The sequence below is a fragment of the Vibrio sp. SCSIO 43155 genome (assembly GCF_023716605.1).
GTDB classification, from domain to species: Bacteria; Pseudomonadota; Gammaproteobacteria; order Enterobacterales; family Vibrionaceae; genus Vibrio; species Vibrio harveyi.
The window spans coordinates 3,277,425-3,302,946 of the sequence record NZ_CP071852.1 but is presented as its reverse complement, the minus strand read 5'-3'; the positions used below and the strand labels follow the sequence as shown (position 1 = coordinate 3,302,946).

Annotated in this window: 25 protein-coding genes; 13 read left to right on the top strand and 12 right to left on the bottom strand. The window is 46.3% G+C overall.

Annotated elements, in window-relative coordinates:
• The first annotated feature begins 103 nt into the window (after positions 1-103).
• Positions 104-1,012 (top strand): CDF family cation-efflux transporter FieF, encoded by a 909-nt coding sequence (gene fieF, locus J4N44_RS15725; protein ID WP_005448287.1) that lies wholly within the window; start codon positions 104-106, stop codon positions 1,010-1,012.
• Between the two features lie 284 nt (positions 1,013-1,296).
• Positions 1,297-2,259, top strand: a complete 963-nt coding sequence (gene pfkA, locus J4N44_RS15720; RefSeq protein ID WP_005448288.1) for a 6-phosphofructokinase — start codon at positions 1,297-1,299, stop codon at positions 2,257-2,259.
• A gap of 113 nt (positions 2,260-2,372) precedes the next feature.
• On the opposite strand, the gene J4N44_RS15715 is transcribed toward pfkA, so the two are convergent.
• Positions 2,373-3,752, bottom strand: coding sequence for an MATE family efflux transporter (locus J4N44_RS15715; RefSeq protein WP_005448289.1), 1,380 nt, complete (start codon positions 3,750-3,752; stop codon positions 2,373-2,375).
• Positions 3,753-3,981: 229 nt separating this feature from the next.
• On the opposite strand from J4N44_RS15715, the gene J4N44_RS15710 reads away from it, so the two are divergent.
• From J4N44_RS15710 to J4N44_RS15700, 3 genes are all read left to right on the top strand, one after another.
• Complete coding sequence (locus J4N44_RS15710) at positions 3,982-4,272, top strand: co-chaperone GroES (RefSeq protein ID WP_005448290.1); 291 nt, start codon at positions 3,982-3,984, stop codon at positions 4,270-4,272.
• 74 nt (positions 4,273-4,346) lie between these two features.
• The gene (gene groL / locus J4N44_RS15705) at positions 4,347-5,993 is read left to right on the top strand and encodes a chaperonin GroEL (RefSeq protein WP_009698895.1); all 1,647 of its coding nucleotides are present in this window, start codon (positions 4,347-4,349) and stop codon (positions 5,991-5,993) included.
• Between the two features lie 473 nt (positions 5,994-6,466).
• The gene (locus J4N44_RS15700) at positions 6,467-7,030 is read left to right on the top strand and encodes a VC2662 family protein (protein WP_005448292.1); all 564 of its coding nucleotides are present in this window, start codon (positions 6,467-6,469) and stop codon (positions 7,028-7,030) included.
• A gap of 76 nt (positions 7,031-7,106) precedes the next feature.
• On the opposite strand, the gene J4N44_RS15695 is transcribed toward J4N44_RS15700, so the two are convergent.
• Together J4N44_RS15695 and epmB are read right to left on the bottom strand one after the other, a co-directional pair.
• Complete coding sequence (locus J4N44_RS15695) at positions 7,107-7,604, bottom strand: MgtC/SapB family protein (RefSeq protein WP_005425045.1); 498 nt, start codon at positions 7,602-7,604, stop codon at positions 7,107-7,109.
• 94 nt (positions 7,605-7,698) lie between these two features.
• On the bottom strand, positions 7,699-8,721 hold the full coding sequence (gene epmB / locus J4N44_RS15690; RefSeq protein ID WP_252044626.1) for an EF-P beta-lysylation protein EpmB: 1,023 nt from the start codon (positions 8,719-8,721) through the stop codon (positions 7,699-7,701).
• Between the two features lie 32 nt (positions 8,722-8,753).
• On the opposite strand from epmB, the gene efp reads away from it, so the two are divergent.
• From efp to J4N44_RS15675, 3 genes are all read left to right on the top strand, one after another.
• A complete protein-coding gene (gene efp, locus J4N44_RS15685; RefSeq protein WP_005425036.1) occupies positions 8,754-9,320 on the top strand; it encodes an elongation factor P in 567 nt (188 codons plus the stop codon).
• Between the two features lie 273 nt (positions 9,321-9,593).
• The gene (locus tag J4N44_RS15680; protein ID WP_005425046.1) at positions 9,594-10,997 is read left to right on the top strand and encodes an SPFH domain-containing protein; all 1,404 of its coding nucleotides are present in this window, start codon (positions 9,594-9,596) and stop codon (positions 10,995-10,997) included.
• 209 nt (positions 10,998-11,206) lie between these two features.
• A complete protein-coding gene (locus J4N44_RS15675) occupies positions 11,207-11,890 on the top strand; it encodes a nitroreductase family protein (RefSeq protein WP_239924175.1) in 684 nt (227 codons plus the stop codon).
• A gap of 91 nt (positions 11,891-11,981) precedes the next feature.
• On the opposite strand, the gene frdD is transcribed toward J4N44_RS15675, so the two are convergent.
• Genes frdD through frdA form a run of 4 tightly spaced genes read right to left on the bottom strand, consistent with a single transcriptional unit; the run spans position 11,982 to position 15,336 of the window.
• Positions 11,982-12,359: a fumarate reductase subunit FrdD gene (gene frdD, locus J4N44_RS15670; protein WP_005425034.1), complete on the bottom strand. Its 378-nt coding sequence runs from the start codon at positions 12,357-12,359 to the stop codon at positions 11,982-11,984.
• Positions 12,360-12,371: 12 nt separating this feature from the next.
• Positions 12,372-12,755 carry a fumarate reductase subunit FrdC gene (gene frdC / locus J4N44_RS15665; protein ID WP_005425044.1) on the bottom strand — a complete coding sequence of 128 codons (384 nt, stop codon included), beginning with the start codon at positions 12,753-12,755 and terminating at the stop codon, positions 12,372-12,374.
• Between the two features lie 2 nt (positions 12,756-12,757).
• Positions 12,758-13,516 carry a succinate dehydrogenase/fumarate reductase iron-sulfur subunit gene (locus J4N44_RS15660; RefSeq protein WP_005425032.1) on the bottom strand — a complete coding sequence of 253 codons (759 nt, stop codon included), beginning with the start codon at positions 13,514-13,516 and terminating at the stop codon, positions 12,758-12,760.
• Positions 13,516-15,336, bottom strand: a complete 1,821-nt coding sequence (frdA, locus tag J4N44_RS15655; protein WP_005448312.1) for a fumarate reductase (quinol) flavoprotein subunit — start codon at positions 15,334-15,336, stop codon at positions 13,516-13,518. Before frdA ends, J4N44_RS15660 begins: the two co-directional genes overlap by 1 nt.
• A gap of 449 nt (positions 15,337-15,785) precedes the next feature.
• On the opposite strand from frdA, the gene epmA reads away from it, so the two are divergent.
• The 4 genes from epmA to J4N44_RS15635 all read left to right on the top strand — a co-directional run bounded on the left by epmA (position 15,786) and on the right by J4N44_RS15635 (position 18,941).
• The gene (gene epmA / locus J4N44_RS15650) at positions 15,786-16,757 is read left to right on the top strand and encodes an elongation factor P--(R)-beta-lysine ligase (RefSeq protein ID WP_029789516.1); all 972 of its coding nucleotides are present in this window, start codon (positions 15,786-15,788) and stop codon (positions 16,755-16,757) included.
• Between the two features lie 9 nt (positions 16,758-16,766).
• Positions 16,767-17,141 (top strand): VanZ family protein, encoded by a 375-nt coding sequence (locus tag J4N44_RS15645; protein ID WP_005448316.1) that lies wholly within the window; start codon positions 16,767-16,769, stop codon positions 17,139-17,141.
• Between the two features lie 21 nt (positions 17,142-17,162).
• Positions 17,163-17,798, top strand: coding sequence for a TetR/AcrR family transcriptional regulator (locus J4N44_RS15640; RefSeq protein WP_005448317.1), 636 nt, complete (start codon positions 17,163-17,165; stop codon positions 17,796-17,798).
• 186 nt (positions 17,799-17,984) lie between these two features.
• The gene (locus tag J4N44_RS15635; protein ID WP_005448318.1) at positions 17,985-18,941 is read left to right on the top strand and encodes an acetyltransferase; all 957 of its coding nucleotides are present in this window, start codon (positions 17,985-17,987) and stop codon (positions 18,939-18,941) included.
• Positions 18,942-19,036: 95 nt separating this feature from the next.
• Here J4N44_RS15635 and J4N44_RS15630 read toward each other — a convergent pair whose 3' ends face one another.
• The 5 genes from J4N44_RS15630 to J4N44_RS15610 form a co-directional block, all read right to left on the bottom strand.
• Complete coding sequence (locus J4N44_RS15630) at positions 19,037-20,185, bottom strand: murein hydrolase activator EnvC family protein (protein ID WP_005448319.1); 1,149 nt, start codon at positions 20,183-20,185, stop codon at positions 19,037-19,039.
• A gap of 26 nt (positions 20,186-20,211) precedes the next feature.
• Positions 20,212-21,033, bottom strand: coding sequence for a serine O-acetyltransferase (gene cysE / locus J4N44_RS15625; RefSeq protein ID WP_005381475.1), 822 nt, complete (start codon positions 21,031-21,033; stop codon positions 20,212-20,214).
• A 78-nt stretch (positions 21,034-21,111) separates the two neighbouring features.
• The gene (gene gpsA, locus J4N44_RS15620; RefSeq protein WP_017190946.1) at positions 21,112-22,149 is read right to left on the bottom strand and encodes an NAD(P)H-dependent glycerol-3-phosphate dehydrogenase; all 1,038 of its coding nucleotides are present in this window, start codon (positions 22,147-22,149) and stop codon (positions 21,112-21,114) included.
• A 204-nt stretch (positions 22,150-22,353) separates the two neighbouring features.
• Positions 22,354-22,818 carry a protein-export chaperone SecB gene (gene secB / locus J4N44_RS15615; RefSeq protein WP_005386410.1) on the bottom strand — a complete coding sequence of 155 codons (465 nt, stop codon included), beginning with the start codon at positions 22,816-22,818 and terminating at the stop codon, positions 22,354-22,356.
• A gap of 201 nt (positions 22,819-23,019) precedes the next feature.
• Complete coding sequence (locus tag J4N44_RS15610) at positions 23,020-23,454, bottom strand: rhodanese-like domain-containing protein (protein WP_005448321.1); 435 nt, start codon at positions 23,452-23,454, stop codon at positions 23,020-23,022.
• Between the two features lie 486 nt (positions 23,455-23,940).
• Between J4N44_RS15610 and gpmM the strand changes: the two genes are divergently transcribed.
• Positions 23,941-25,473: a 2,3-bisphosphoglycerate-independent phosphoglycerate mutase gene (gpmM, locus tag J4N44_RS15605; protein ID WP_005448323.1), complete on the top strand. Its 1,533-nt coding sequence runs from the start codon at positions 23,941-23,943 to the stop codon at positions 25,471-25,473.
• Positions 25,474-25,522: the final 49 nt, after the last annotated feature.

Here is a 25,522-nt window from a genome sequence, read left to right as displayed (position 1 = left end):
AGAGGTAGCCAGAGTGCTGCCTCTTTTTGATCTTGGCGATTTCATACTCATTAAATCATTCTCAAGGTATACTCAAAGCACGGTTTGAGTTAACTATTTGATTATGAAACAGCAATACGCACGTTTAGTGACGATGGCAGCTTGGACGGCAACCATCGTTGCGACGCTTCTTTTGATTGTCAAAGTCATCACTTGGTGGGTGACGGGCTCAGTCAGCTTACTTGCCTCTTTAATTGACTCCATGCTGGATATTGCCGCTTCGGTGGTGAACCTCATTGTGGTGCGCTATTCCCTACAACCTGCCGACAGAGAACATACTTTTGGTCACGGTAAAGCCGAGTCGTTGGCGGCGCTGGCACAAGCGATGTTTATTTCTGGTTCAGCGGTGTTCTTGATCCTGAACGGTGTCGAGCGCTTCTTCCGCCCACATGAATTAAACGCCCCAGAGCTCGGTGTTTACGTTTCTCTATTTGCTATGGTGGTCACTTTTGGACTTGTGATGTTCCAAAAGCATGTCGTGCGTGTGACGGGCAGTCAGGCGATCGCCGCCGACTCACTGCATTACCAAACAGACCTGTATATGAATGGTGCCATTATGGTGGCATTAGGTTTGAGTTACTTTGGTGTCACGCAAGCCGATGCAGTGTTTGCGGTGGGTATTGGTATCTTTATTTTATACAGCGCATTCAAGATGGTCAGCGAAGCGATTCAGACCTTGTTGGATAGGAAGCTGCCAGATGAAGAGTTGGAACAGATTCGTCAAGAGTGCTTAAAAGTGGAAGGGGTATTGGGTGTGCATCAGTTACGTACACGGATGTCTGGTCCAACGCGCTTTATCCAACTGCACTTAGAATTGGATGATAACTTACGTTTGATCGAGGCCCATCACATTGCCGATAAAGTAGAAGATAATCTACTTGAGCTGTTCCCGGAAGCGGATGTGCTGATCCATCAAGATCCATTGTCAGTGGTGTTTGGTCCAGAAAGAGACCAGAAGGCGCAAGATTGGTAACGGTCGAAAAATAGGGCTGTGCCTGACGACAAATAGGCGCTTATTGACTATCTTTCCATCACTACTTATTAAGAATCGTGATCCTGATGTGAATCAACGAAGTTGCAAAGAGAAACTGTAATACTCTTACATAAGTAGAAAAGTTACATAAAAAAGTGTGTTTTCATTGGTATTCCTGTAGAGGAAATGTAACATAACGCACAGTTCTGGATTATGCAGGTTGCTTGGTAACAAGGGGCCTAAAAGAAAATTAAATAATTGATTGCCAAAGATCGAGGGTGAGCATGATTAAGAAGATCGGTGTTTTAACAAGTGGCGGTGACGCACCTGGTATGAACGCTGCAGTACGCGGCGTAGTTCGTACAGCACTATCTGAGGGATTGGAAGTTTACGGTGTTTACGATGGCTACCTAGGTCTTTACGAAGACCGCATCGAAAGGTTAGATCGTTCTAGCGTTTCTGATGTGATCAACAAGGGTGGTACATTCCTAGGTTCTGCACGTTTCCCTGAATTCAAGGAAGTGGCAGTACGCGAACAAGCGATTGAGAACCTTAAAAAGCACGGTATCGATGCACTAGTTGTTATCGGTGGTGACGGTTCTTACATGGGTGCTAAGAAACTGACTGAGATGGGTTACCCATGTATCGGTCTACCAGGCACAATCGATAACGATATCGCAGGTACAGATTACACAATCGGTTACCTAACAGCGCTAAACACAGTTATCGACGCAATCGACCGTCTACGCGACACGTCTTCTTCTCACCAGCGTATTTCTATCGTAGAAATCATGGGTCGTCACTGTGGTGACCTAACTCTGATGTCTGCAATCGCAGGTGGCTGTGAGTACATCATTACTCCAGAAACTGGTCTAGATAAAGAGAAGCTGATTGGTAACATCCAAGACGGTATCTCTAAAGGTAAGAAGCACGCAATCATTGCGCTAACTGAGCTGATGATGGATGCAAACGAACTAGCGAAAGAGATCGAAGCGGCAACAGGTCGTGAGACTCGTGCAACGGTTCTTGGTCACATCCAACGTGGTGGTCGTCCAACTGCATTTGACCGCGTTCTAGCGTCTCGCATGGGTAACTATGCTGTTCACCTACTAATGGAAGGCCACGGCGGTCGTTGTGTTGGTATCGTGAAAGAGCAACTGGTTCACCACGACATCATCGATGCTATCGAGAACATGAAGCGTCCTGTACGCAACGACCTATACCAAGTTGCTGAAGAGCTATTCTAAGCCTGCTTGATAAAGTCAAAACCTAAAAAAACCGCGGTTATCCGCGGTTTTTTATTATCCGAAACTTGTCTAAGCTGAAGTCCGTCTGAGATTGAAACTGGCTTTATGCGGAACTAAGAGCTCGCGTGCTCTGCTAATGTGATACGACGCTCGCGCAGGGCAAAGAGATACCCTAGCAAACCACCTAGTGTGTTACCCAGAGCAATACCAATGAACAAACCTTCGATGCTATAAAGCTGACTGCCAATCCATGCCGCTGGCAGCGTAAAGACGAACAAGCGCATAAAGCTCCATTGAAAGGCGCGCAGCGGTTTGTGCATCGCGTTATAGCCACTCACCAGCATCATCACAATACCTTGGAAACCATAGCTAAACGGCACGACTAAGAGGTAATGCCACAGCAAGTCTTTTACTGCCGCTTCTTGGGAGAAGAGTGCTGCGAGAGGAATGCTAAGGGGCACCATCATCAAAAAGATAAAGCCTTGGAACACCACCGCAAAGCGCATGCTCAGGAACCAGCCAGCGAATGCACGAGCAGGGTTATTAGCCCCAAAGTTTTGCGCCATAAACGGGGTGAGTGCAGAAGTCAGTGACATCAACACCAAAATCAAGATCGACTCAATTCGCTGCGCAGCACCATAAGCGGCAACCGCTGCGGTGCCATGGTGAGACAAAATCATCATCAGAATCGCACCAGATAGCGGCGTCATCGCATTCGAGAGAGCAGCGGGCGTACCGATCTTGAGCGTTTGTTGCCAATCTTGTTTGATGCACTGCCATTGTGGTGCCGCAAGCAGCTTTTCGCGTTTGATCAATACATAGAAAGAACCGCACAAAGCACCAAACCAACTGAATGCACTAGCAATCGCAGCGCCTTGAATGCCGAGCTCAGGAAAAGGACCGTAGCCAAAGATGAGTAATGGATCGAGTATGCCGTTAATCAATCCAGCGAGCATCATTATCTTCGCCGGAGTCTTGGTATCACCAGTCGCCCGAATAGCGCTATTGCCTGCCATTGGGATCACCAGCAGGGGAATTGTCAGATACCAGACTTGCATGTACTGCTTGATCAGTGGAATGGAATCTTCTTTTGCGCCAAGGAAGCTGAATAATGGCTCGATGGTAAACAAACCTAGCGTTGAAGCAATCGTAACTAGAGCAACTGCCAGTAATAAACCATGGCTAGTAAAACGTGCTGCTTGAGAAGATTCTCCTTGACCCAACAGGCGACCGATATTGGTCGACAGACCCATACCAATGCCCATAGTGATGCAGTTCACAGCAAAGGTTACTGGGAAGGTATAACTAATTGCCGCGAGCGCTTCGGTACCCAATAGCGAGATGAAAAAGGTATCGACCAAGTTAAACATCAAAATCGCGATCATGCCCATGGTCATAGGGACGGTCATTTTGCGTAAGGTGTCAGGAATGGGCGCGGTCAACAAACCATGCTTGTCTTGAGTCTGATTGTCCGGCTTATTCTTTTCCAGCATTTTTGACATCTATCTGGTGAGGGAAGGGCAAGGATACAAGAAAGCCGTTGCCTCGGCGAGTGAGCATTTCGCGCGCAAACCGTTGCTTAGCTGCCGGTTATTTTAACTAAGTCACAAAAAATTCACGTCTACCCCTTGGGATCCTTAGCTTTGCCCCTTATATAGTGATCACGTGCCCCTGCGCGGGCAATTATCAAATAAACATGGAAATTTTCAGGAGAGACGACCGATGAACATTCGTCCATTACATGACCGAGTTATCGTTGAACGTAAAGAAGTTGAATCAAAGTCAGCTGGTGGCATCGTTTTAACTGGTTCTGCTGCGGAAAAATCGACTCGCGGTGTTGTTCTAGCTGTGGGTAAAGGCCGCATCCTAGAGAACGGCACAGTGCTACCGCTGGACGTTAAAGTTGGTGATACTGTTATCTTCGCTGAAGGTTACGGTACTAAAACTGAAAAAATCGACGGTAAAGAAGTGCTAGTAATGTCTGAAAACGACATCATGGCTATTGTCGACTAATAGCAATCGTTGAGTAATTTTTTGCTCTGATTCAAAAACGAAATCGAAAACAGAATTTAGAAAGGAAATCAAAGATGGCTGCTAAAGACGTTAAATTTGGTAATGACGCACGAGTTAAAATGCTAGAAGGCGTAAACGTTCTAGCTGACGCAGTAAAAGTAACACTGGGTCCTAAAGGTCGTAACGTAGTTCTAGACAAATCTTTTGGTGCACCAACGATCACTAAAGATGGTGTATCAGTAGCGCGTGAAATTGAACTGGAAGATAAATTCCAGAACATGGGCGCACAAATGGTTAAAGAAGTTGCGTCTAAAGCAAACGACGCAGCGGGTGACGGTACAACAACAGCAACCGTACTAGCGCAAGCAATCGTAAATGAAGGTCTAAAAGCAGTAGCAGCGGGTATGAACCCAATGGACCTTAAGCGCGGTATCGACAAAGCAGTTATCGCAGCAGTTGAGCAACTAAAAGAGCTATCTGTTGAGTGTAACGACACCAAAGCAATCGCACAGGTTGGTACTATCTCTGCGAACTCTGACTCAAGCGTAGGTAACATCATTGCTGAAGCAATGGAAAAAGTTGGTCGCGACGGTGTTATCACTGTTGAAGAAGGTCAAGCACTACAAGATGAGCTAGATGTAGTTGAAGGTATGCAGTTCGACCGCGGTTACCTATCTCCTTACTTCATCAACAACCAAGAAGCAGGTTCTGTTGATCTAGAAAACCCATTCATCCTTCTGATCGATAAGAAAGTATCGAACATCCGTGAACTTCTTCCAGCACTAGAAGCAGTAGCAAAAGCATCTCGCCCACTACTTATCATCGCTGAAGACGTAGAAGGTGAAGCACTAGCAACACTTGTTGTGAACAACATGCGCGGCATCGTGAAAGTTGCAGCTGTGAAAGCGCCTGGTTTCGGTGACCGTCGTAAAGCAATGCTACAAGACATCGCTATCCTAACTGGCGGTATCGTGATTTCTGAAGAAGTTGGTCTAGAGCTAGAAAAAGTAGCACTAGAAGACCTAGGTCAGGCGAAGCGCGTTGCAATCACAAAAGAAAACACAACCATCATCGATGGCGTGGGTGAAGAAGCAATGATCCAAGGTCGTGTTGCTCAAATCCGTCAGCAAATCGAAGATGCAACTTCAGACTACGACAAAGAGAAACTACAAGAGCGCGTTGCTAAGCTAGCTGGCGGTGTTGCAGTAATCAAAGTTGGTGCAGCAACTGAAGTTGAGATGAAAGAGAAGAAAGACCGCGTAGAAGATGCACTGCATGCAACTCGCGCAGCGGTTGAAGAAGGCGTTGTTGCTGGTGGTGGTGTAGCACTAATCCGTGCAGCATCTAAGATTGTTGACCTAGAAGGCGACAACGAAGAGCAAAACGTTGGTATCCGCGTTGCACTACGTGCAATGGAAGCGCCAATCCGTCAAATCACGAAGAACGCAGGTGATGAAGAGTCAGTAGTAGCGAACAACGTGAAAGCAGGTGAAGGTTCTTACGGCTACAACGCAGCAACAGGCGAGTACGGCGACATGCTAGAGATGGGTATCCTAGATCCAACTAAAGTAACGCGTTCTGCTCTACAATTTGCAGCATCAGTTGCAGGTCTAATGATCACAACTGAAGCGATGGTTACTGACCTACCACAAAAAGAAGGCGCAGGTATGCCTGACATGGGTGGTATGGGCGGTATGGGTGGTATGGGCGGCATGATGTAATTTGCTGCTTGTCTTGTCGCTCTAACGCCTTATAGCTGCATCGAAAGTGCTCATTTACGTGCGTAAACTCCGCGCTTTCTCTTTGCTCTAAGACGTTATAGCTTAAAGACAACCGACCAAACCAAACTAGGAAGCCGAGGTGAATGCCTCGGCTTTTTTATGTTTGTGAATTGAGGCTGTTTGTGGGTGAGATTGAGTTGTAGGGAAATTCTGATTCTTCTTCGTTAGACATAGCAGAGCAAGGTGTTATTGGATTGAGCTGAGTGCTGAGAACATTGACGGAAACACTCGAAATTGAGTGGTTACTAATCATCAGAGTTTAGGAAAAAAGCGGATAAATAATGCGTGTGAATTATTGGGTTAAATATTCACTCAGTTAAATATGACTTAGCGCTAACATTCATCAACTAAAAATAGCGCAAACTCTGAACACTACACTATGTTGTAAAAGACAAATCCCCATGGAGATGAAAATGAAAAAGCTAATGACGTCACTGGCTGTTGCAGCCGTTATCGCTTCACCTGTTGCTCTTGCTGACAGCTCACCAGTTATGTTCTCTACAATCGACAACACGAACGCGCCTTCTAACTCCTCAGTTGGTGGTGTGCGTCTTGCTGTTCTTCACGGTCAGGTGAACGAAGTGAAAGGTGTCGATTTCTCTCTACTTGGTATGTCTGAAACAGATCGTACAACCGGTGTGAACTTCGGTCTTTTCTTTGGTGCATCAAAAGTAAACCAAGAAATGACAGGTGCTTCTCTGGGGCTATTTAACTGGAACCAAGGTCAGACGAACGGTGTTAACTTGGGTGCAGTGAACGTAACAAACAATGTGAAAGGTTTGAACTGGAGTGCGGTGAACTACTCTGAAGGTTACACAATGGCAGACATTGGTCTGGCAAGTATCTCTAAAAAATCTAACTTCCAGCTTGGTGTCTTCAACATGACTGACCAAATCGATGGTGTTCAAATTGGTCTTCTAAACTGTGCGGACAACGGTTTCTTCAAGTGTTTCCCTATCGTGAACTTTGCGAAATAAGTTCCGCGACCTTCCACGATAAATGCCAGATACAAAAAGACCCCGGCGAGACGTCGGGGTCTTTTTATTGAATGGATTATTTGATCAAACGTGTGGATGTTTTTCGCTGCTGCATTTTCTGGTGCACACCGCGGCGCAAAGCTTTGACGCGGTTTTCCGCCCTGTCTACGCCGAGCAAAACGGTCAGTGCCAACACGGTAATAATGATCGACTGCGATAAGTAACCTAAGCCAATCATCAAGCCCAAGCCTGCCAATACCCAAATTACTGCTGCTGAAGTCACACCGTGGATTTTGCCGTCTTGAGTCATCATCACACCTGCACCTAAAAAGCCAACACCAGTAATGATCTGCCCAAGAACACGAGCTTGGTCTAACGTGTTTGGTGAGAGTGAAACCGCCATTGACATAAATAGGTAAGTACCTGATATAACGAGAATTGCAGTACGAATACCAACGGGTTTACCTCGAGTTTGACGCTCAATGCCAATCATCAAACCATTGATTGCGCAGCAAAGTAATGCCGCCCAACTGAATGGGCCAAGATCGAAATAGTGTTCAAAAGTTGCTTGCATCTTAACCTCCAAATTTGCGGAGTATGCATAGATAAGACCGCCTGAGCGAACAAAAGCTTTTACTCGTAACGACAATCTTTATACGGCAAGCAACTTACTCTAGATGCAGATCCAGTGGTGTTTTACTTGGTCGACCCCCAATTTCACGGGTCAATTTAGGCACTAAATATCCAGACACTCGCGTGATTACGCCACGCATGAGCCCTTTCGCTTCTTCATCGGAAACAAAGTAGTGTGCCGCGCCTTGGACTTTATCTAAAACGTGCAAGTAGTAAGGCAAAATGCCAGCATCAAATAACGCTTCGTTCAGTGCAACTTGTGCTTCAACGCTGTTGTTAACGTCTTTCAGCAGTACCCCCTGGTTTAGCAAGGTAACGCCAGCCTGCTTCAACTTCGCCATTTGAGCGGCAAACTCAGCGTTGATTTCGTTGGCGTGGTTGATATGAGTTACCAAGATGATTTGCAGACGAGAAGCGCGAAGTAGGTGACATAGCTCATCAGTAATACGAGCAGGAATCACGACAGGCAAACGGCTGTGAATACGCAGGCGTTTGATATGTGGAATTTGTGCGATGTGCTCCAATAGCCAGTGGATCTCATCGTCTTTTGCCATCAAAGGATCGCCACCAGAGAAGATCACTTCGTTTAGCTCAGGTTGTTGTGCCATGTACTCAAGGCACTTAGTCCATGCTTGCTTGCCGCTTTTGTTTTCTTGATAAGGGAAGTGGCGGCGGAAGCAGTAACGGCAATTCACCGCGCAGCCGCCTTTCACAATCATCAAGGCGCGGTTGCGATACTTGTGCAGTAATCCCGGAATGTCATTGTCTTGCTCTTCTAGCGGATCATTGGAATAGCCTTCATGGACCTCAAATTCTTCGCTCAAAGGTAATACTTGGCGTAAAAGTGGATCGTAAGGATTGCCTTTTTCCATCCTATCGACAAAACTTTGCGGTACACGCTGTGCAAACAGCTTGCGCGCAGCAAACCCGTCCAGCCATGGCGATGGATCAATTTCCAACATTTCCAGCAATTTTGCAGGATCAGAGATCCCATTCGCTAACTGTTTGAGCCAGTTTTGCTCAACAGATTCGACTTTTCGGGTTATTATGTGCGGCATTGAATTTAGCTCTAAGAATGTAAGAGGAAAAAATGGCTACAGTTAGCACCAATGAATTTAAAGGCGGCCTTAAGTTAATGCTTGATAACGAGCCTTGTGTAATTCTGGAAAACGAATACGTTAAACCAGGTAAAGGCCAAGCGTTCAACCGCGTTAAAATTCGTAAACTTCTTTCTGGTAAAGTGCTAGAGAAAACATTCAAGTCTGGTGACACTTGTGAAGTGGCAGACGTAATGGATATCGACCTAGATTATCTATATTCAGACGGCGAATTCTACCACTTTATGAACAACGAAACTTTCGAGCAGATCGCTGCAGACGCGAAAGCAGTTGGCGACAACGCTAAGTGGTTGGTAGAAAACAACACTTGTATGATCACGCTTTGGAACGGTAACCCAATCACTGTTACTCCACCAAACTTCGTTGAGCTAGAAGTTACAGATACAGATCCAGGTCTGAAAGGTGATACTCAAGGCACAGGTGGTAAACCAGCTACGCTATCAACTGGCGCTGTTGTACGTGTTCCACTATTCATCGCAATCGGTGAAGTGATCAAAGTTGACACTCGTACTGCTGAATACGTAGGTCGTGTGAAGTAATTCACTCAAACGTATTTGATGAAAAAGGTCGCTTCGGCGGCCTTTTTTATTGTCTGCAATTCCCCTCCCTTTAATGCTTCTGTGCAAAACATCGATATCCTCCGCAAATTTTTAATGATTTTGTATTATTCGTAAAAATCTTATTTATTTCATGAATCTTTCGATTATTTCTTAATGTCACAATTTGATACATTAGTCCTCGTTGTCAGCGAGTTGTATAGCAATTTGATTTTTATCGATTTAACTCAATGACAACCTAAAAAGGAGAACAAAATGGAAAGCAGAGGCTTAGGACGAGGTTTAAAAGTGGAAGAGAGACGTCAGTTACTACATAAAGGATTGAAAGCAGCCGTATTTGGTATCCCGCTGCTGGCCATAGGCTTAACGATTAACAGCTCAGTGCTAATGACCGATGCGGGTTACAGCTATGTGCATCAGAACAACATCACCGGTGAATTGGATGTATTCACGGAGCCGGGCATTCATTTTCGTATGCCGTTCCTGTCTAAGATCACCAAGTATGACCAAGTGATCACCGTGTCATTTGGTAACAGCAAGGGCGAGGATTTTTATCAACGCCTTGATGCGGTGCAGGTTCGCTTTGCCGATACCTACATTGGTCAAATTCCGGTGACATTCCGCTTTAAGCTCAGCAATGATCCTGAAGCGGTTAAGAAGATGCACAAAGAGTTCCGCAACAACAGCAACCTTATCGATGCCCTGTTGGTGAAGAACGCACGTAACGTGACAGTGATTACCGCGACCCAGTACACGGGGGAAGAGTTCTTTCAAGGTGGTTTGAACCAGTTCAAATCCAAACTGGGTGATCAACTGCGTGAAGGCATTTATCTGACTGAGCGTCGTCAGGTAGAAGTGGAAGAGCTAGACCTTGCTCCAGTAGGTGCTAACCAATCGAATGCGAACCAACTGCAACGCACTAACCAATTGGTGTGGAAGACGGTTCCGGTTGTGGATGGAACTGGGCAACCAATCCGACAGGATAACCCGCTACAGCAATACGGTATTCAAGTGACGCAGGTGACCATCGGTGACCCGCAGCCAGAGAAACAGCTTGATCAGTTGTTGGCAGATAAGAAGCGTCTAGTTGCCGACCGTATTCGTGCGATTCAGGAGCAAGAGACCTCCAAAGCACAGGCAGAGACTGAGCAGTTACGTAAAGAGATTCAACGTACTCGTGAAGTACAAGATGCTCAGCGTAGCAAAGAGCTCGCGATCATCGCACAGCAAAAAGAAGTCGAAGTTGCGCGTCAAATTGCGGAGCGTGAAATTGTTGAAGTAGAGAAAACTAAGCGACTGGCTGAGGTGGAAAAAGAGAAAGAGCTAGCAGTAGCGGAAGCTAACCTAGCGATTCAAAAAGCCAATGCTTTGTCTGCGGAATTTGAAGCAAAAGCGATTCTTGAAAAAGGTCGTGCAGAAGCGGAAGTCTTGAAAGCGAAGTATGCAGCATTGGGCGCAAACAGAGAAGTGTACTTGGCAGAGTTGAATCGAGACGTGGCGAACTCGCTGTACAACAACCTGCAAAACTTCCAAGTGCAGATGCCACAAAACTACATTGGTGGTGGTGAAGAAACAGGTCTGAAAACCAACCTTGATGTGATTACTGGCTTTGGTGCTCTTGGTTTAATGGACCAAACCAAGAAGGTCACACAGCAATAAGATCATAGGTGACTAAAAGCTCTGATAACTGTACAAATCAGAGTAATACAGAGGCTGATACAAGTTATCAGCCTCTCTTTTTTGTTGGTGAAATACGGCTGAATATTTGCGCTTTATCTCAATATCACATTGATTTTATGAAGATAAAAAGGCGAGGGGGAAATTTGTGGCTATAGTGAATCAACACCCAACAAGCGCAAGGAAGCACTATGTCGAACCAAGAGCAACACCATCCACTCAATGATTTTGTGGAATACCCTCCGCAGGAAATGGCAGCAAGAGCTGTACATAATCTTGAGCAACTTCAGCGCCGTCATTCCATTCGAAGTTTCTCTGATCGCCCAGTGGCGAAAGAAGTGATTGAGCACTGTATTCGAGCGGCAGGTACGGCACCTAGTGGGGCAAACCATCAACCTTGGCATTTCGTTGCGATTAACCGTGCGGAAGTGAAAGGGCAGATCCGCCAAGCCGCTGAAGAATTAGAACGTTCTTTCTATGAAGGTCGAGCTGGGCAAGAATGGTTAGATGCACTGAAACCACTCGGCACGAATGCCAGTAAGCCGTATTTGGAAAAAGCGCCGTGGCTGATCGCTGTGTTTTCGCAAAAGAAAGGTGGCATGAGCAATGATGGGGAACAAACCAATTATTACGTACACGAGTCAGTAGGGATTGCCACAGGCTTTTTGCTTCAAGCATTGCATAACGCCGGTTTGGGTACCTTGACTCACACGCCAAAGCCGATGAGTTTCTTGAGTAAGATTTGTGGCCGAGACAACGATGTTGACCGTCCATACATGTTGATTGTGACCGGTTATCCGGAAGAAAACGCAACCATTCCAGAACATGCAATGCACAAAAAGTCACTGGATGAAATCGCGACCTTTATTGAATAGTGTCTGAAACGAATAGCGCTGACGATAAACCAAATAACAGGCAATAAAAAAGCTGGCGAGGTGCCAGCTTTTTTCATTTTCCGTCAGCGTCTTAAATCATGAAGATAAAGACAACAGCCAGTGCAGAGATAAGACCTGCAAACGCGTAACATGCGATCTTACCTACCACACCCGTGTGGAATTTAAGGTCGTGCATGCCGTGGTGTACACGGTGCATTGCATGCCACATTGGCAGTGCTAGCGTACCGATGATGAACAGTGCACCAATGATGCTGGTTGCGAATTCAGATACGCGCTCGTAGCTCATTGCTTCCGCATCAATCACACCTAGTGGAACTAGGATGCCGAGTACGAGTACCGTGATTGGTGTGATCATTGCGAACCAAGTACCACCGGCACCAAATAGACCCCACCAGATTGGCTCATCAGAACGTTTCGGTGCTGTATTAACACTATAATTTGGTTTCATTACTCAAGCTCCTTACATCACGATGAGAACGATCAGTGAGATGAACGCAACTGCTGCCCACTGAGTCAGAACGATGATTTTCTTATCCACTGGTTTGCCTTTCAGACGAATTGGCATAACCTGTGGCATCATGCTGAAGAAAGTTTGTGCGTGGAACAGGCTACCTAGTAGTGCAACGATGTTGATCGCTACCACGATAGGGTTTGCCATGAACTCCAACCAACCTTGCCAAGCTTCAGGACCTTTCACTAGAGAACCTAGACCGAAAGTCAGGAAGATAGTGAACAGGATTAGAGGAAGCACAGTTGCTTCACGTAGCATGTAGAAGCGGTAGAAAGGATGGTTCTTCCACCAAGTGCGTTTTACTTCACGAACGTAAGGTTTACGGTTGCTCATCCTTATGCCTCCACTTTTTTCGGTGAACCATCAGGTTTCAACATAGCAATTACGAAGTCCATAGAAGACTCTACTTTGCCTTGGTTTACTGCCGCTGCAGGATCTACGCTCTTCGGACAAACTTCAGAACAGTAACCTACGAACGTACAACCCCAAGCGCCGTTTTCACCGTTGATCAGCTTCATGCGCTCATCTTTACCGTTGTCACGGCTGTCTAGGTTGTAACGGTGTGCCAGAGTTAGAGCAGCAGGACCGATGAACTCAGGGTTCAAACCAAACTGAGGACATGCTGCGTAGCACAGACCACAGTTGATACAGCCAGCAAACTGCTTGTATTTCGCCATTTGCTCAGGCGTTTGCAGGTTTGTGCCGTCTTCTGGTTTGCGGTCGTTACCAATGATGTAAGGTTTGATAGCTTCTAAGCGCTCGATGAACGGCGTCATGTCCACGATCAAGTCTTTCTCGATTGGGAAATTTGCTAGTGGCTCGATAGTCACGCCATTCGGGTAATCACGTAGGAAGCTCTTACAAGCTAGCTTAGGCACGTTGTTTACCATGATGCCGCAAGAACCACAGATCGCCATTCGACAAGACCAGCGGTAAGACAGATCTTTGTCTAGGTGATCTTTGATGTAACCAAGCGCATCAAGCACAGACATGGTTTCATCAAAAGGTACTTCGAACGTTTGAGTATATGGTTCTGCGTCCTTCTCTGGGTCGTAACGCAGAATGTCGACTTTTTGAATGCGGTTTGATGACATTATGCTTGCTCCTCTGCCTTCTTCGCTTCTGCTTCAGCGGCTTTTTCAGCTGCTGCTGCTTTCTCTGCTGCTTCACCGTATAGACGCGCTTTAGGCTGTGACTTAGTAATCGTCACGTTGCTGTAGTCGATACTTGGTGCTGCATCTTCTTTGAAGAAAGCAAGCGAGTGTTTCAGGAAGTTCACGTCATCACGCTCTGTGCAACCATCGTCTAGACGTTGGTGCGCACCACGAGATTCTTTACGCAGGATTGCAGAGTGAACCATCGCTTCTGCGACTTCTAGACCGTAGCCCACTTCAATAGCGTAAAGAAGGTCAGTGTTGAACACTTTGCCTTTGTCTTTGATGCTGATTTTCTTGTAACGCTCTTTCAGCTCAGTGATTTTCTCGATGGTTGCTTGCATCAAGTCTTCTTGGCGGTAGATACCACAACCTGCTTCCATGGTGTGACCCATTTCAGTACGGATATCTGCCCAGTTTTCATCACCTTCTTGGTTCATTAGAGCGGCAATGCGGTCTTCAACTGCTTTCACCTGAGTCGCGATAGACTCTTCGTTCCAGCCTTTGAATTCTGCAGCACGTTTCACCGCTTGTTCACCCGCAACGCGACCAAATACCACGAACTCAGCCAGCGAGTTAGAACCTAGACGGTTTGCACCGTGAAGACCAACAGACGCACATTCGCCAACCGCGAATAGACCTTTAATGCGAGTTTCACATTCGCCGTTGGTTTCAATACCACCCATGGTGTAGTGAACCGTTGGACGAATTGGAATTGGCTCTTTTGCTGGGTCAACGTTCACGTAAGCTTTCGCTAGCTCACAAATGAATGGTAGACGCTCTTGTAGATACTCTTCACCTAGGTGGCGAAGGTCTAGGTGCACCACATCACCAAGAGGGTGTTTGATGGTGTTGCCTTTCTGTTGTTCGTGCCAGAAAGCTTGAGAAACTTTGTCACGAGGACCCAGTTCCATGTATTTGTTCTTAGGTTGACCCACTGGAGTCTCAGGACCCATACCGTAGTCTTGTAGGTAACGGTAGCCGTCTTTGTTGACGATGATACCGCCTTCACCACGACAACCTTCAGTCATCAGGATACCAGTGCCAGGAAGACCTGTTGGGTGGTACTGAACGAATTCCATATCACGTAGAGGAACGCCGTGACGGTAAGCCATCGCCATGCCATCGCCCGTTACGATACCGCCGTTGGTGTTACAGTGGTAAACGCGACCTGCGCCACCCGTTGCTAGTACGACAGACTTCGCCTTAATCGTAACCAGTTCACCTTCAGACATGTGGATTGCAATCAGACCTTGTACTTCACCTTCATCAACAAGCAAGTCGACAACAAAGTACTCATCAAAGCGCTTGATGTTGTCGTACTTCATCGACGTCTGGAATAGCGTGTGAAGCATGTGGAAGCCAGTTTTATCTGCAGCGAACCAAGTACGTTCAACCTTCATACCACCAAAGCGGCGTACGTTGACTTCACCGTTCTCTTTACGACTCCATGGGCAACCCCATTGCTCCATTTGGATCATTTCGCGAGTCGCGTTCTCTACAAAGTATTCAACAACGTCCTGTTCACATAGCCAGTCACCACCGCCAACAGTGTCGTTGAAGTGGTTGTCTAAGCTATCTTCATCCTTGATAACTGCTGCTGAGCCACCTTCTGCAGCAACCGTGTGGGAGCGCATTGGGTAAACTTTAGAAATAAGTGCTACTTCTAAGTCCGGGTTTGCTTCAGCCGCTGCAATAGCAGTACGAAGACCAGCGCCGCCTGCGCCGATGACTGCGATATCTGTGGTGATAATTTGCACAGTTATCCTCCAGTGTGTGATTGCGGAAATCCGCTTGTTATTGTGAGTGTGAGGGAAGGGTTTTAAGGCAATCCCTCAAAAGTAGTAGGGTTAGTGTAGGGGAGCCTTATGGCAGAAAAATTGATGTATTTGGGTTTTTTCTCCGGTAATGCACACAAGAGCATAGAAATTCTAGGTTATGTGACTGCTATCACGGCACGAAACGGTTGAGGGATAAACGTAAACTCGGTCAATGTTACATAGGTGTTGCACGACATTACCCTCATTGATAATAGGATTAATTGTGAGTGTTTTTTGTACTGTGGAACGTGAAATGCTTGCTTCAGTTTTAATCGAGTTTTATTCGTATTTAGACGGATGAAATTAAGAGGAATCCCCTATCGATGAACTAGGCAAAGCGTGCCAAAATTGCTATTTTCCTCGCTCACCAATGTATTGAGACTCTTGTTATGCAAACGACCTGGCAACCTACCGCTTCTATGGAACAACTTCGTCAACGTGCTGCGTTGATCACCGCTATTCGTCAATTCTTTGCCGAGCGACAGGTGATGGAAGTTGACACGCCAGCCATGAGCCACGCCACGGTGACCGACATTCATTTGCATACCTTCCAAACAGAGTTTGTTGGACCGGGTTATGCCGACGGCAGCAAACTGTTCTTTATGACCAGCCCTGAATTCCATATGAAGCGCTTGTTGGCGGCGGGCAGCGGCTGTATCTACCAAATTAACAAAGCGTTTCGTAACGAAGAGAATGGTCGTCATCACAACCCCGAGTTCACCATGCTGGAGTGGTACCGGATTGGTTTTGATCACCATAAGTTGATGGATGAGATGGATGACCTACTTCAACTGGTGCTGAAGTGTGGTGCGGCAGAACGTATGACTTACCAGCAAGCTTTTATTGATGTGCTAGGCGTGTGCCCTTTAGAAGGCTCGATGCAAGAGCTAAAAGTGGTCGCGGCTAAGCTAGGGCTAAGTGATATTGCTGAGCCTGAGGAGGATCGCGATACCTTGCTGCAACTACTTTTCAGTATTGGTGTCGAAGCTAAGATTGGTCAACAAGCGCCTGCATTTGTGTATGACTTCCCTGCATCGCAAGCGGCGCTGGCAAAGATCAATCCGCAAGACAACCGAGTGGCGGATCGTTTCGAGGTGTACTTCAAAGGCATTGAGCTGGCGAACGGTTTCCACGAGCTGGATAACCCGAAAGAGCAATTGGCGCGTTTTGAACAAGATAATGCTAAGCGTCTGGAAATGGGTTTGAAACCACAGCCGATTGATTACCATTTGATTGGCGCATTAGAAGCAGGTTTGCCAGATTGCGCAGGTGTGGCGTTAGGCGTTGATCGCCTGATCATGTTGGCGCTGGGTTGTGACCATATCGACCAAGTGACCGCTTTTCCATTCCCTATTGCTTAAGGATAAATAATGAACCTGACCGCAGGACGTTTGGTGCTGCTTAGTTATGCGACTTTGATTGCGTACTTGTCTCTGAGCTCGGGAGAGTTGCAAGATTGGGGCAACATTGCATATTTGGATAAGATGCAGCATGCGATGGCGTACAGTGGTTTTGGCTTTTTGGGCTGCTTCTGTGTAGCAAGTTGGCGTCAGCGTTGGATTGTGGCACTGAGTATTCTTTTATTCAGCGCTGTGATTGAAGTTTTACAAGGTTATGTGGGACGCCAAACCTCTTGGCTCGACTTGATTGCGAACTCGATTGGTATTCTAACTGGTCTGCTATGTTACCGTATTTGGAGCCTCTATCGACCTAGGTTGGTGAAGTCGCTATACTCGATTCGTTAATGAAGAGGGAATACGATAACCATGAAAACGCGCGACAAAATCGTCTATGCCGCACTGGAGTTGTTCAACCAACATGGTGAGCGCAATATCACAACCAATCATATTGCTGACCATATTGAAATTAGCCCAGGCAACCTTTACTACCACTTCCGTAATAAGCAGGAAATTGTGCGTGAGATCTTCGCGCTATACTCTGCGGAACTGCTAGAACGCTTTACCCCTATTCAAGGTTCTCAAGAGAGCCTGACCATGCTGAAAAGCTACCTCGACTCGATCTTCACTTTGATGTGGAAGTACCGTTTTTTCTACGCGAATCTTCCCGAAATCCTTTCTCGAGACGAACAACTGCATGATGAATACATTGATGTTCAAGAGAAGCTGCAAGCCAACCTGATCGCGATCATGCAAGAGTTTGTGTCTTTGAAACTATTGAATGTTGATCAAGAGCAGTTGAAATCATTGGTTTGTACACTGCACCTTATCGCGTGTAGTTGGTTAGCTTACCAGTCAGCGATGTCACCAAAGACCGAAATTACCGAGCAAATGGTAAAACAAGGTATGCTGCAAATGCTCAATGTCGTTAAACCAGTGGCAACCGAGCAAGGTATGGAGCAATTGCTACTGCTTGAAGAAGCGGTGAGCCGACTGCACAGTTAATACTATTTTCCCTCCTTATTAAATCTAGAAAATGAGAGTATGGTTCTACGCTTAAAGTTTAGAGCGCAGCTCTCATTTTCAACTCCCTCCTTGAGTTGACTTGCTGTGCTCATTTCGCACAATAGGATTCATGCACCCTAAAAGCATCCGTTGGGGTATGACTCTCGATAAAGGAACTATCGTTCAATGAATTACGACATTTTTAATGGCGATGCCGACGGCATCATCGCATTGCTGCAATTGCGTTTAGCGGATCCTATCAACGCTGAGTTGGTGACGGGCGTAAAGCGCGACATCAAGCTGGTGGAGAAAGTGGATGTGCAAGCGGGTGATGAACTGACGGTGTTGGACATTTCAATGGAAAAGAACATGGTAGGTTTAGAGCAAGCTTTAGCTCAAGGCGCGCATGTTTTCTACGCAGATCACCACAAAGCGGGTGAGATCCCTCAGCATGGGAATTTGGACGCGCACATCGACCTCGATGCTAATATGTGTACTGCTTTGATTGTCGATCAGTTGTTGGAAGGACGTTTCCATACTTGGGCAATCACTGCTGCTTATGGCGATAACTTGATTGCTAAGGCGGATGTGTTGGCGGATAAAGCCGGACTCAATGAAACGCAAAAAGCGCAGTTAAAAGAGCTCGGGACGTTGATTAATTACAACGGTTATGGCTCGAAAGTAGACGACCTTCATTTCCATCCTGCGGACTTGTATCAAGCATTAAAGCAATATGCTTCACCATTCGATGCGATAGCAGATAAAGCGTCACCTTACTATCAATTACAATCGGCTTATCAGCAAGATATGGACGCAGCACTCGCCGTCCCTGCGACTCACGAAAGCACTAAGCTCAAGCTGTTTGAACTGCCAGACAATGCGGCATCACGCCGAATCAGTGGTGTTTATGGCAACTGGCTTGCAAACCAAACTCCAGACTCTGCGCATGCGGTGTTAACGGAAAACGCTGACGGCACTTACACTGTTTCTCTTCGTGCGCCACTGAATAACAAGCAAGGTGCGGTGGCAGTGTGTGGGCAGTTCCCAACAGGTGGGGGGCGAGAAGCCGCAGCAGGCATTAATGCATTAAGCAAAGACGATGTCAGTGCTTTCATCGACGCAGTAGAGACTTACTACGCCTAGCATTTTTCTGAATGCGAATACGACAAAGGAGCCGAGTGGCTCCTTTGTTTTTGTGTCGCGATAGTGCAGTTTAGAACTGCGATGATAAACGGCAGTTATAAACGCTTTAACCAAGATTTCGGGTTTTGCGCTTCACTGTTACGGCGAATTTCGAAGTACAGTGAAGGTCTGTCTTGACCACCGGTATCACCTGCAAGTGCAATCACTTCACCTGCGGTCACCTTATCACCTTCTTTCTTGGTCAAAGCTTGGTTGTAACCGTAAAGCGTCATGTCGCCTTTCCCGTGATCAAGCAGCACGACTAAGCCGTAGCCTCGCAGGTATTCAGCAAATACCACGGTGCCTGGGTAAACGGCTTTGACTTGCTGACCGTATCTGGCAGACAACACCATGCCTTTCCAGTTTACCTGTCCTGTTTGTTTGGTACCGAAGCTGTGCAGTACGCGACCTTTCAACGGCCACGGTAGTTTTCCACGTTGTTTTGCAATACCGTCCATCGGTACTGCATTACGTTTTGCTGCTTTCGCTATCTCGGCCTTTAGACGGGTTTCGTTACGTTGCAGTTCTGCTAAGTAACGTTTGTCATCTTTGATGCTCTTTTGAATCTTGCTCAGCGTACCTTTACGTTTCGACTGCGTGCTTGCTAAAGACGAACGTTTTTCTGATTGCTGTTTGAGCAAGGTTTCAATTTGGTCTTTTTCCAGTTCGAGTTGGTTTTTGTTGTGCGCCAACTCTTGGGTGGTTTTGGTGATCGCATCAATGACTTCCGCGCGTGCTTTGGCAAGATGTTGAAAGTATTGGCTGATGCGATCTTCTTCTACGCCTTCGTTAAGGAGATGCCCATTGGCTTTCGCACGCTCCGTGACGTAGTAGGTTTGAATCAGTTGTTTGAGCTCTTCTTCTTGTGCTTGGCGTTGAGCTTCTTGCAGCGCAATCTTCTCTTCCAACTTACTGATGTTTTGATCCGCTTGTGCCAAGTCTGCTTTGGTTTGTTTGATCTCGCGTTCTAACTTGGAGATACCGAGTTCTTGGCTTTTCAGCGATTTTTGCAGATCGTTGAGCTGTTTTTCTTGAGAAGTTAGCGATTTTTTCTGGCGATTGATTTCGCTAGATACGCCTTTGAGCTCTTGTTGGCTTGCGGCGAAAGAGGTGAGGGGATATGTGGCAGATAAAGCACAAGTTAATAAAATAGCCGAGCGTAGCACTGGGTGATTTTGTTTTCGCACTTGAGAGTTACCTACCACATTATTGTCAAAGGATCAGATGACGATTAAATACCATCCCCATGGATAAAGCTTTGCGATTTACCGTTAAAGCCTTGATCCATATCGAGAGAAGGTTTGTCCGTTTTCGGACGACCAACAATTTTTGCAGGCACACCAGCCACGGTTGTGTGTGGCGGCACTGCTTGCAATACCACAGAGCAAGAGCCAATTTTTGCGCCTTCGCCCACTTCGATATTGCCAAGAATTTTAGCACCAGCTCCGATCATTACACCTTCGCGAATTTTCGGGTGACGGTCACCGCATTCTTTACCGGTACCACCTAGAGTGACATCTTGCAGAATAGATACGTCGTTTTCGACAACGGCGGTTTCACCAATCACGATGCCAGTTGCATGGTCTAGCATGATACCACTACCAATACGCGCTGCAGGGTGAATATCGACCTGACATGCTACAGAAATCTGATTTTGCAGGTAAGTCGCAAGAGCGTGACGACCTTGCTTCCATAACCAGTTTGCCACTCGGTACCCTTGCAGAGCATGGTAGCCTTTCAGGTACAACAATGGCATTGAGTACATTGAAACAGCAGGGTCGCGATTAACCGTGGCACAAATGTCACAAGCCGCGCCGTCGGTGATGGTTGGATCGGCGGCAAAGGCTTCTTCAACCACTTCACGCACTGCCATTGCTGGCATGGAAGCGGTGTTCAATTTGTTGGCCAGAATGTAGCTCAATGCGGCACATAGACTTTCATGCTTGATGATGGTCGCATGATAAAAGCTCGCCAGCATAGGCTCTTGCTCTGACATCTCACGGGCTTCTGAAACAATTTTGTTCCAGACTTTTTGTTTTTCGCAGTGTTTCATTCTCAATATCCTGAGTGGTTCTTCCGTGACCCGACAACTTCTATTCTTCTCAGATGAGGTGCAAAAGGCGGTAGATTGCTACTTTCCTTCGGCTTTTTTGTCACGAGCAAGTAAATCTTGCGCTGCCAGGCGTGCATCCTTTCCTTGATACAATACTTGATAAATTTGGTCAACAATTGGCATCTCTACGCCCATGCGCTGAGAGAGCATCCAAACTTCTTTGGTGTTGCGGTAGCCTTCAACGACTTGACCGATTTCTTCTTGCGCAGTGTCGACGTCTTTACCTTGACCTAGTGCCAAACCAAAACGGCGGTTACGTGATTGGTTATCGGTACAAGTTAAGACGAGGTCGCCCAAGCCAGCCATACCCATAAAGGTTTCTGGTTGTGCGCCTAGTGCGGCACCAAGACGGCTCATTTCTGCCAAACCACGTGTAATCAGTGCTGTACGGGCATTGGCACCAAAACCGATACCATCAGACATACCTGCACCAATGGCAATAACGTTCTTCACCGCACCGCCCAATTGCATGCCGATAAAGTCGTTGTTTGCGTAGACACGGAAGGTTTTGCTGCAGTGGATTTTCTCTTGCAGATCAGCAACAAAGTTCGCGTCTGGAGAAGCTACAGAAATTGCTGTTGGCATTCCCATCGCAAGTTCTTTAGCAAATGTAGGACCGGATAAAACTGCCAACGAGTAGCTGTCACCGATGATATCGAATGCTACTTCTTTTAGTAGACGACCCGTTTCTGGCTCAAGACCTTTGGTTGCCCAACAAATACGAGAATCTTCACGTAAGAAAGGCTTACAGCTGTTCAGTACGATGCCAAAAACGTGGCTAGGAACCACAACTAACAAGTCACGGCTTGCTTGAACGGCTTTTTTTAAATCCGATTCAATAATCAAGCTCTCTGGGAAATCAATACCAGGTAGGAATTCGTGGTTGGCACGGTCTGCTTCAAGGCGTGCCATATGCTCTGGCTCGTGACCCCATAGGATGACGTTTGCGCCGTTACGAGCAAGGGAGATTGCCAAAGAAGTGCCGTATGAGCCTGCACCAATCACAGTCATTGCGATGTCTTTACCGTAAGCATTGTTTGTATTTGCTTGTGTCATGCTACCGCCTAATTGCCTTTCTACTAGTAGAATCTAGTTCATAATCGCCAGAGTTTACGCTCTCTAGGGGTTAGGAACTAGGAACTTTTATCAGAAATAAAAAATGCACATTGCATCGCAGAGAGGACGCTTTGTGCATTTTCTTCAGGTATATGACGTGAGCTCGTTCTTAGGAAGGGCAACACGTCACTTACAAAACGTGAATTACGCTTCAGCTTCGCCTTGTTGAGCTTGCTGTTGTAGGTAGTTCATGAATAGCGCGTCGAAGTTAACTGGTGCTAGGTTCAGTTGAGGGAACGTACCTTTAACTACTAGGCTAGAGATAGTTTCACGAGCGTATGGGAATAGGATGTTCGGGCAGAATGCGCCTAGGCAATGTGCAAGTTGACCTGCTTCCATTTGCTCAGCTGTGAAGATACCACCTTGTTGAACTTCACATAGGAACGCTGTTTCTTCTTCGTTCTTAACAGTAACTGTTAGACGTAGAACAACTTCGTAAACACCTTCACCAAGCTCACGGCTTTGAGTGTCTAGGTCTAGTTTAACGTCTGGGTTCCACTCTTTTTGGAAGATTACTGGAGAGTTAGGCGCTTCGAAAGAAACGTCTTTTAGGAAGATGCGTTGAATTGCAAAGTTTTGTTGTGCGTCTTGTGGTGCTGCTTCAGCCATTTTTAAATCCTTAATAAACATTTGTTGGGTCTAGGATTTTCTAAACCCAGAAATATGGTTTGTCCTGAGACTAACTGAGCAAATCTACCTTGACTAGATGAAGCGCGTATTACGTGCAAAGCATCACAACTTAGTGCTTCAACTGCTTTCTATTTGCTCAGTTTATATAAACGAGGCTGGCAAAATTGTTTTACCGCGACCTTATTTCTTACCACGTACTAGTGGAAGGTTCGCTTCGTTCCATGCAATCAAACCGTTCTTCAGTAGGCTTACGTTTTCGAAGCCTGCTTTCGCTAGTAGGTTTGCACTTTCTTGAGCGGTTTGACCCGTTTTGCATACCACAATGATTGGGTCTGATTTACGGTTTTCAAGGCTACCAAAGTTACCTGCTTTGATATCAGACGGCAAAATGTGAAGTGCGTCGGTGATGTGACCTTGTTTGAACTCATCTTTAGAGCGGATATCCACCACAACGCCGTTTTCACGGTTCATAAGGTGAGTCAATTGGTTCACGTTAATCTCTTTGTATGCTGCCGTCGCAGATTTCACGATGTTCATGATGAATGCGACAAGAAGACCTACCCAAACCAAAGATAGAATCATGTTCTGTTGGAAAAAATCAATGTACTCTTGCATGTCCTGAGCTCTTACACTGTTGGCGGAAAAATAAAGCAGGAGTATAGCGGGGATAGCCGCCTTAGGCGAGAGGGTTAAAATTTTCTAACGAATAATTGAGATCTAAGCGCTCCCAGCAAACTGGTTGAAGCTAGTCATTCATGCAATCTTATTATCACTTCCTCCTATCAATTCAATCGGCGTAATTGACTTCACTTCTGGTCGAAAAAGCGCACAATGGGTTACAACAAAAAGTTTTTCACCAAAGTATTTCGGTGGTCGTACAAAGCATCTTGAAAGTGACTATGCTTGTGGAACACGTTTGCTGACTAGGTCGGATTGCTTGCTAACTTGTAAGATAGCAACAATAAATCGCAAACATTATTTGATCTTAACCTACAGTTTTGGTTAAAAAGTGTAGTAAAATTACGCTAGTTTTGTTTCAAGGTTAGATGGAGCAGCGAAGCTCTACACCGAAAGTTACTTAAATTTGATGAGGTCATCACTATGTCTGCTAAGAAGCCATTGGCTCTAGTTATCCTTGACGGTTACGGTTACCGTGAAGACACAGCAAGTAACGCAATTGCAAATGCTAAAACACCAGTAATGGATGCACTGATTGCGAATAACCCACACACTCTTATCTCTGCTTCAGGCATGGACGTTGGTCTACCTGATGGTCAAATGGGTAACTCAGAAGTTGGTCACACCAACATCGGTGCAGGTCGCGTTGTATACCAAGATCTAACTCGCATCACTAAGTCTATCGCTGATGGTGAATTTGCTGAGACAGCTGCACTAGTAGAAGCTATCGATTCTGCAGTAAAAGCTGAAAAAGCAGTACACATCATGGGTCTTATGTCTCCAGGTGGTGTTCACTCTCACGAAGACCACATCTACGCAGCCGTTGAAATGGCAGCAGCTCGTGGCGCTGAAAAGATCTACCTACACTGCTTCCTAGACGGTCGTGATACGCCACCACGTAGTGCCGAAAACTCACTACAACGTTTCCAAGATCTATTTGCGAAACTAGGTAAAGGTCGTGTTGCTTCTCTAGTAGGTCGTTACTACGCAATGGACCGTGACAACAACTGGGATCGTGTTCAAGTTGCTTACGATCTTCTAACTCAAGCGAAAGCTGAGTTCACTGCAGAAACAGCGGTTGCTGGTCTAGAAGCGGCTTACGCTCGTGACGAAAACGATGAGTTCGTTAAAGCAACAGCTATTAAAGCGGAAGGTCAAGAAGACGCAATCATGCAAGATGGCGATGCAGTTATCTTCATGAACTACCGTGCTGACCGTGCGCGTCAAATCACGCGTGCATTCGTTCCTGCATTTGACGGCTTCGAGCGTGCTGCATTCCCAGCAATCAACTTTGTAATGCTGACTCAATACGCGGCTGATATCCCTCTAGCTATCGCATTCCCACCTGCGTCTCTAGAAAACACTTACGGTGAGTGGCTATCTAAGCAAGGTCAAACTCAGCTACGTATCTCTGAAACAGAGAAATACGCACACGTGACTTTCTTCTTCAACGGTGGTGTTGAGAACGAATTTGAAGGTGAAGAGCGTCAACTTGTTGCTTCTCCAAAAGTAGCAACTTACGACATGCAGCCAGAAATGAGCTCTCCAGAGCTAACAGAGAAGATGGTTGCTGCTATCAAGTCTGGTAAGTTCGATACTATCATCTGTAACTACCCGAACGCAGATATGGTTGGTCACACTGGTGTTTACGAAGCTGCAGAGAAAGCAATCGAAGCTCTAGATGAAAGCGTTGGTAAAGTGGTTGAAGCGATCAAAGAAGTTGGCGGTCAACTGTTGATCACGGCAGACCACGGTAACGCGGAAATGATGATCGACCCTGAAACTGGCGGCATCCACACTGCTCACACTAACCTACCAGTACCTCTAATCTACGTAGGTGACAAAGCGGTTGAGTTCAAAGAAGGCGGTAAACTGTCTGACCTTGCGCCAACAATGCTTTCTCTAGCAGGTCTAGAAATCCCTGCAGAAATGTCTGGTGAAGTGCTAGTTAAGTAATTAACTGACGATTCAGAATGATAAAAGCCCGAGTTTGACTCGGGCTTTT

Coding starts and splice junctions, on each gene's coding strand:
- J4N44_RS15645 (WP_005448316.1), top strand. CDS start 16,767: ATGAACCTGACCGCAGGACGTTTGGTGCTGCTTAGTTATGCGACTTTG.
- J4N44_RS15610 (WP_005448321.1), bottom strand. CDS start 23,454: ATGCAAGAGTACATTGATTTTTTCCAACAGAACATGATTCTATCTTTG.
- cysE (WP_005381475.1), bottom strand. CDS start 21,033: ATGAAACACTGCGAAAAACAAAAAGTCTGGAACAAAATTGTTTCAGAA.
- J4N44_RS15715 (WP_005448289.1), bottom strand. CDS start 3,752: ATGCTGGAAAAGAATAAGCCGGACAATCAGACTCAAGACAAGCATGGT.
- epmB (WP_252044626.1), bottom strand. CDS start 8,721: ATGCCGCACATAATAACCCGAAAAGTCGAATCTGTTGAGCAAAACTGG.
- groL (WP_009698895.1), top strand. CDS start 4,347: ATGGCTGCTAAAGACGTTAAATTTGGTAATGACGCACGAGTTAAAATG.
- J4N44_RS15695 (WP_005425045.1), bottom strand. CDS start 7,604: ATGCAAGCAACTTTTGAACACTATTTCGATCTTGGCCCATTCAGTTGG.
- secB (WP_005386410.1), bottom strand. CDS start 22,818: ATGGCTGAAGCAGCACCACAAGACGCACAACAAAACTTTGCAATTCAA.
- gpmM (WP_005448323.1), top strand. CDS start 23,941: ATGTCTGCTAAGAAGCCATTGGCTCTAGTTATCCTTGACGGTTACGGT.
- frdC (WP_005425044.1), bottom strand. CDS start 12,755: ATGAGCAACCGTAAACCTTACGTTCGTGAAGTAAAACGCACTTGGTGG.
- frdD (WP_005425034.1), bottom strand. CDS start 12,359: ATGAAACCAAATTATAGTGTTAATACAGCACCGAAACGTTCTGATGAG.
- J4N44_RS15680 (WP_005425046.1), top strand. CDS start 9,594: ATGGAAAGCAGAGGCTTAGGACGAGGTTTAAAAGTGGAAGAGAGACGT.
- J4N44_RS15675 (WP_239924175.1), top strand. CDS start 11,207: ATGTCGAACCAAGAGCAACACCATCCACTCAATGATTTTGTGGAATAC.
- fieF (WP_005448287.1), top strand. CDS start 104: ATGAAACAGCAATACGCACGTTTAGTGACGATGGCAGCTTGGACGGCA.
- J4N44_RS15640 (WP_005448317.1), top strand. CDS start 17,163: ATGAAAACGCGCGACAAAATCGTCTATGCCGCACTGGAGTTGTTCAAC.
- epmA (WP_029789516.1), top strand. CDS start 15,786: ATGCAAACGACCTGGCAACCTACCGCTTCTATGGAACAACTTCGTCAA.
- J4N44_RS15635 (WP_005448318.1), top strand. CDS start 17,985: ATGAATTACGACATTTTTAATGGCGATGCCGACGGCATCATCGCATTG.
- pfkA (WP_005448288.1), top strand. CDS start 1,297: ATGATTAAGAAGATCGGTGTTTTAACAAGTGGCGGTGACGCACCTGGT.
- efp (WP_005425036.1), top strand. CDS start 8,754: ATGGCTACAGTTAGCACCAATGAATTTAAAGGCGGCCTTAAGTTAATG.
- gpsA (WP_017190946.1), bottom strand. CDS start 22,149: ATGACACAAGCAAATACAAACAATGCTTACGGTAAAGACATCGCAATG.
- J4N44_RS15710 (WP_005448290.1), top strand. CDS start 3,982: ATGAACATTCGTCCATTACATGACCGAGTTATCGTTGAACGTAAAGAA.
- J4N44_RS15660 (WP_005425032.1), bottom strand. CDS start 13,516: ATGTCATCAAACCGCATTCAAAAAGTCGACATTCTGCGTTACGACCCA.
- J4N44_RS15700 (WP_005448292.1), top strand. CDS start 6,467: ATGAAAAAGCTAATGACGTCACTGGCTGTTGCAGCCGTTATCGCTTCA.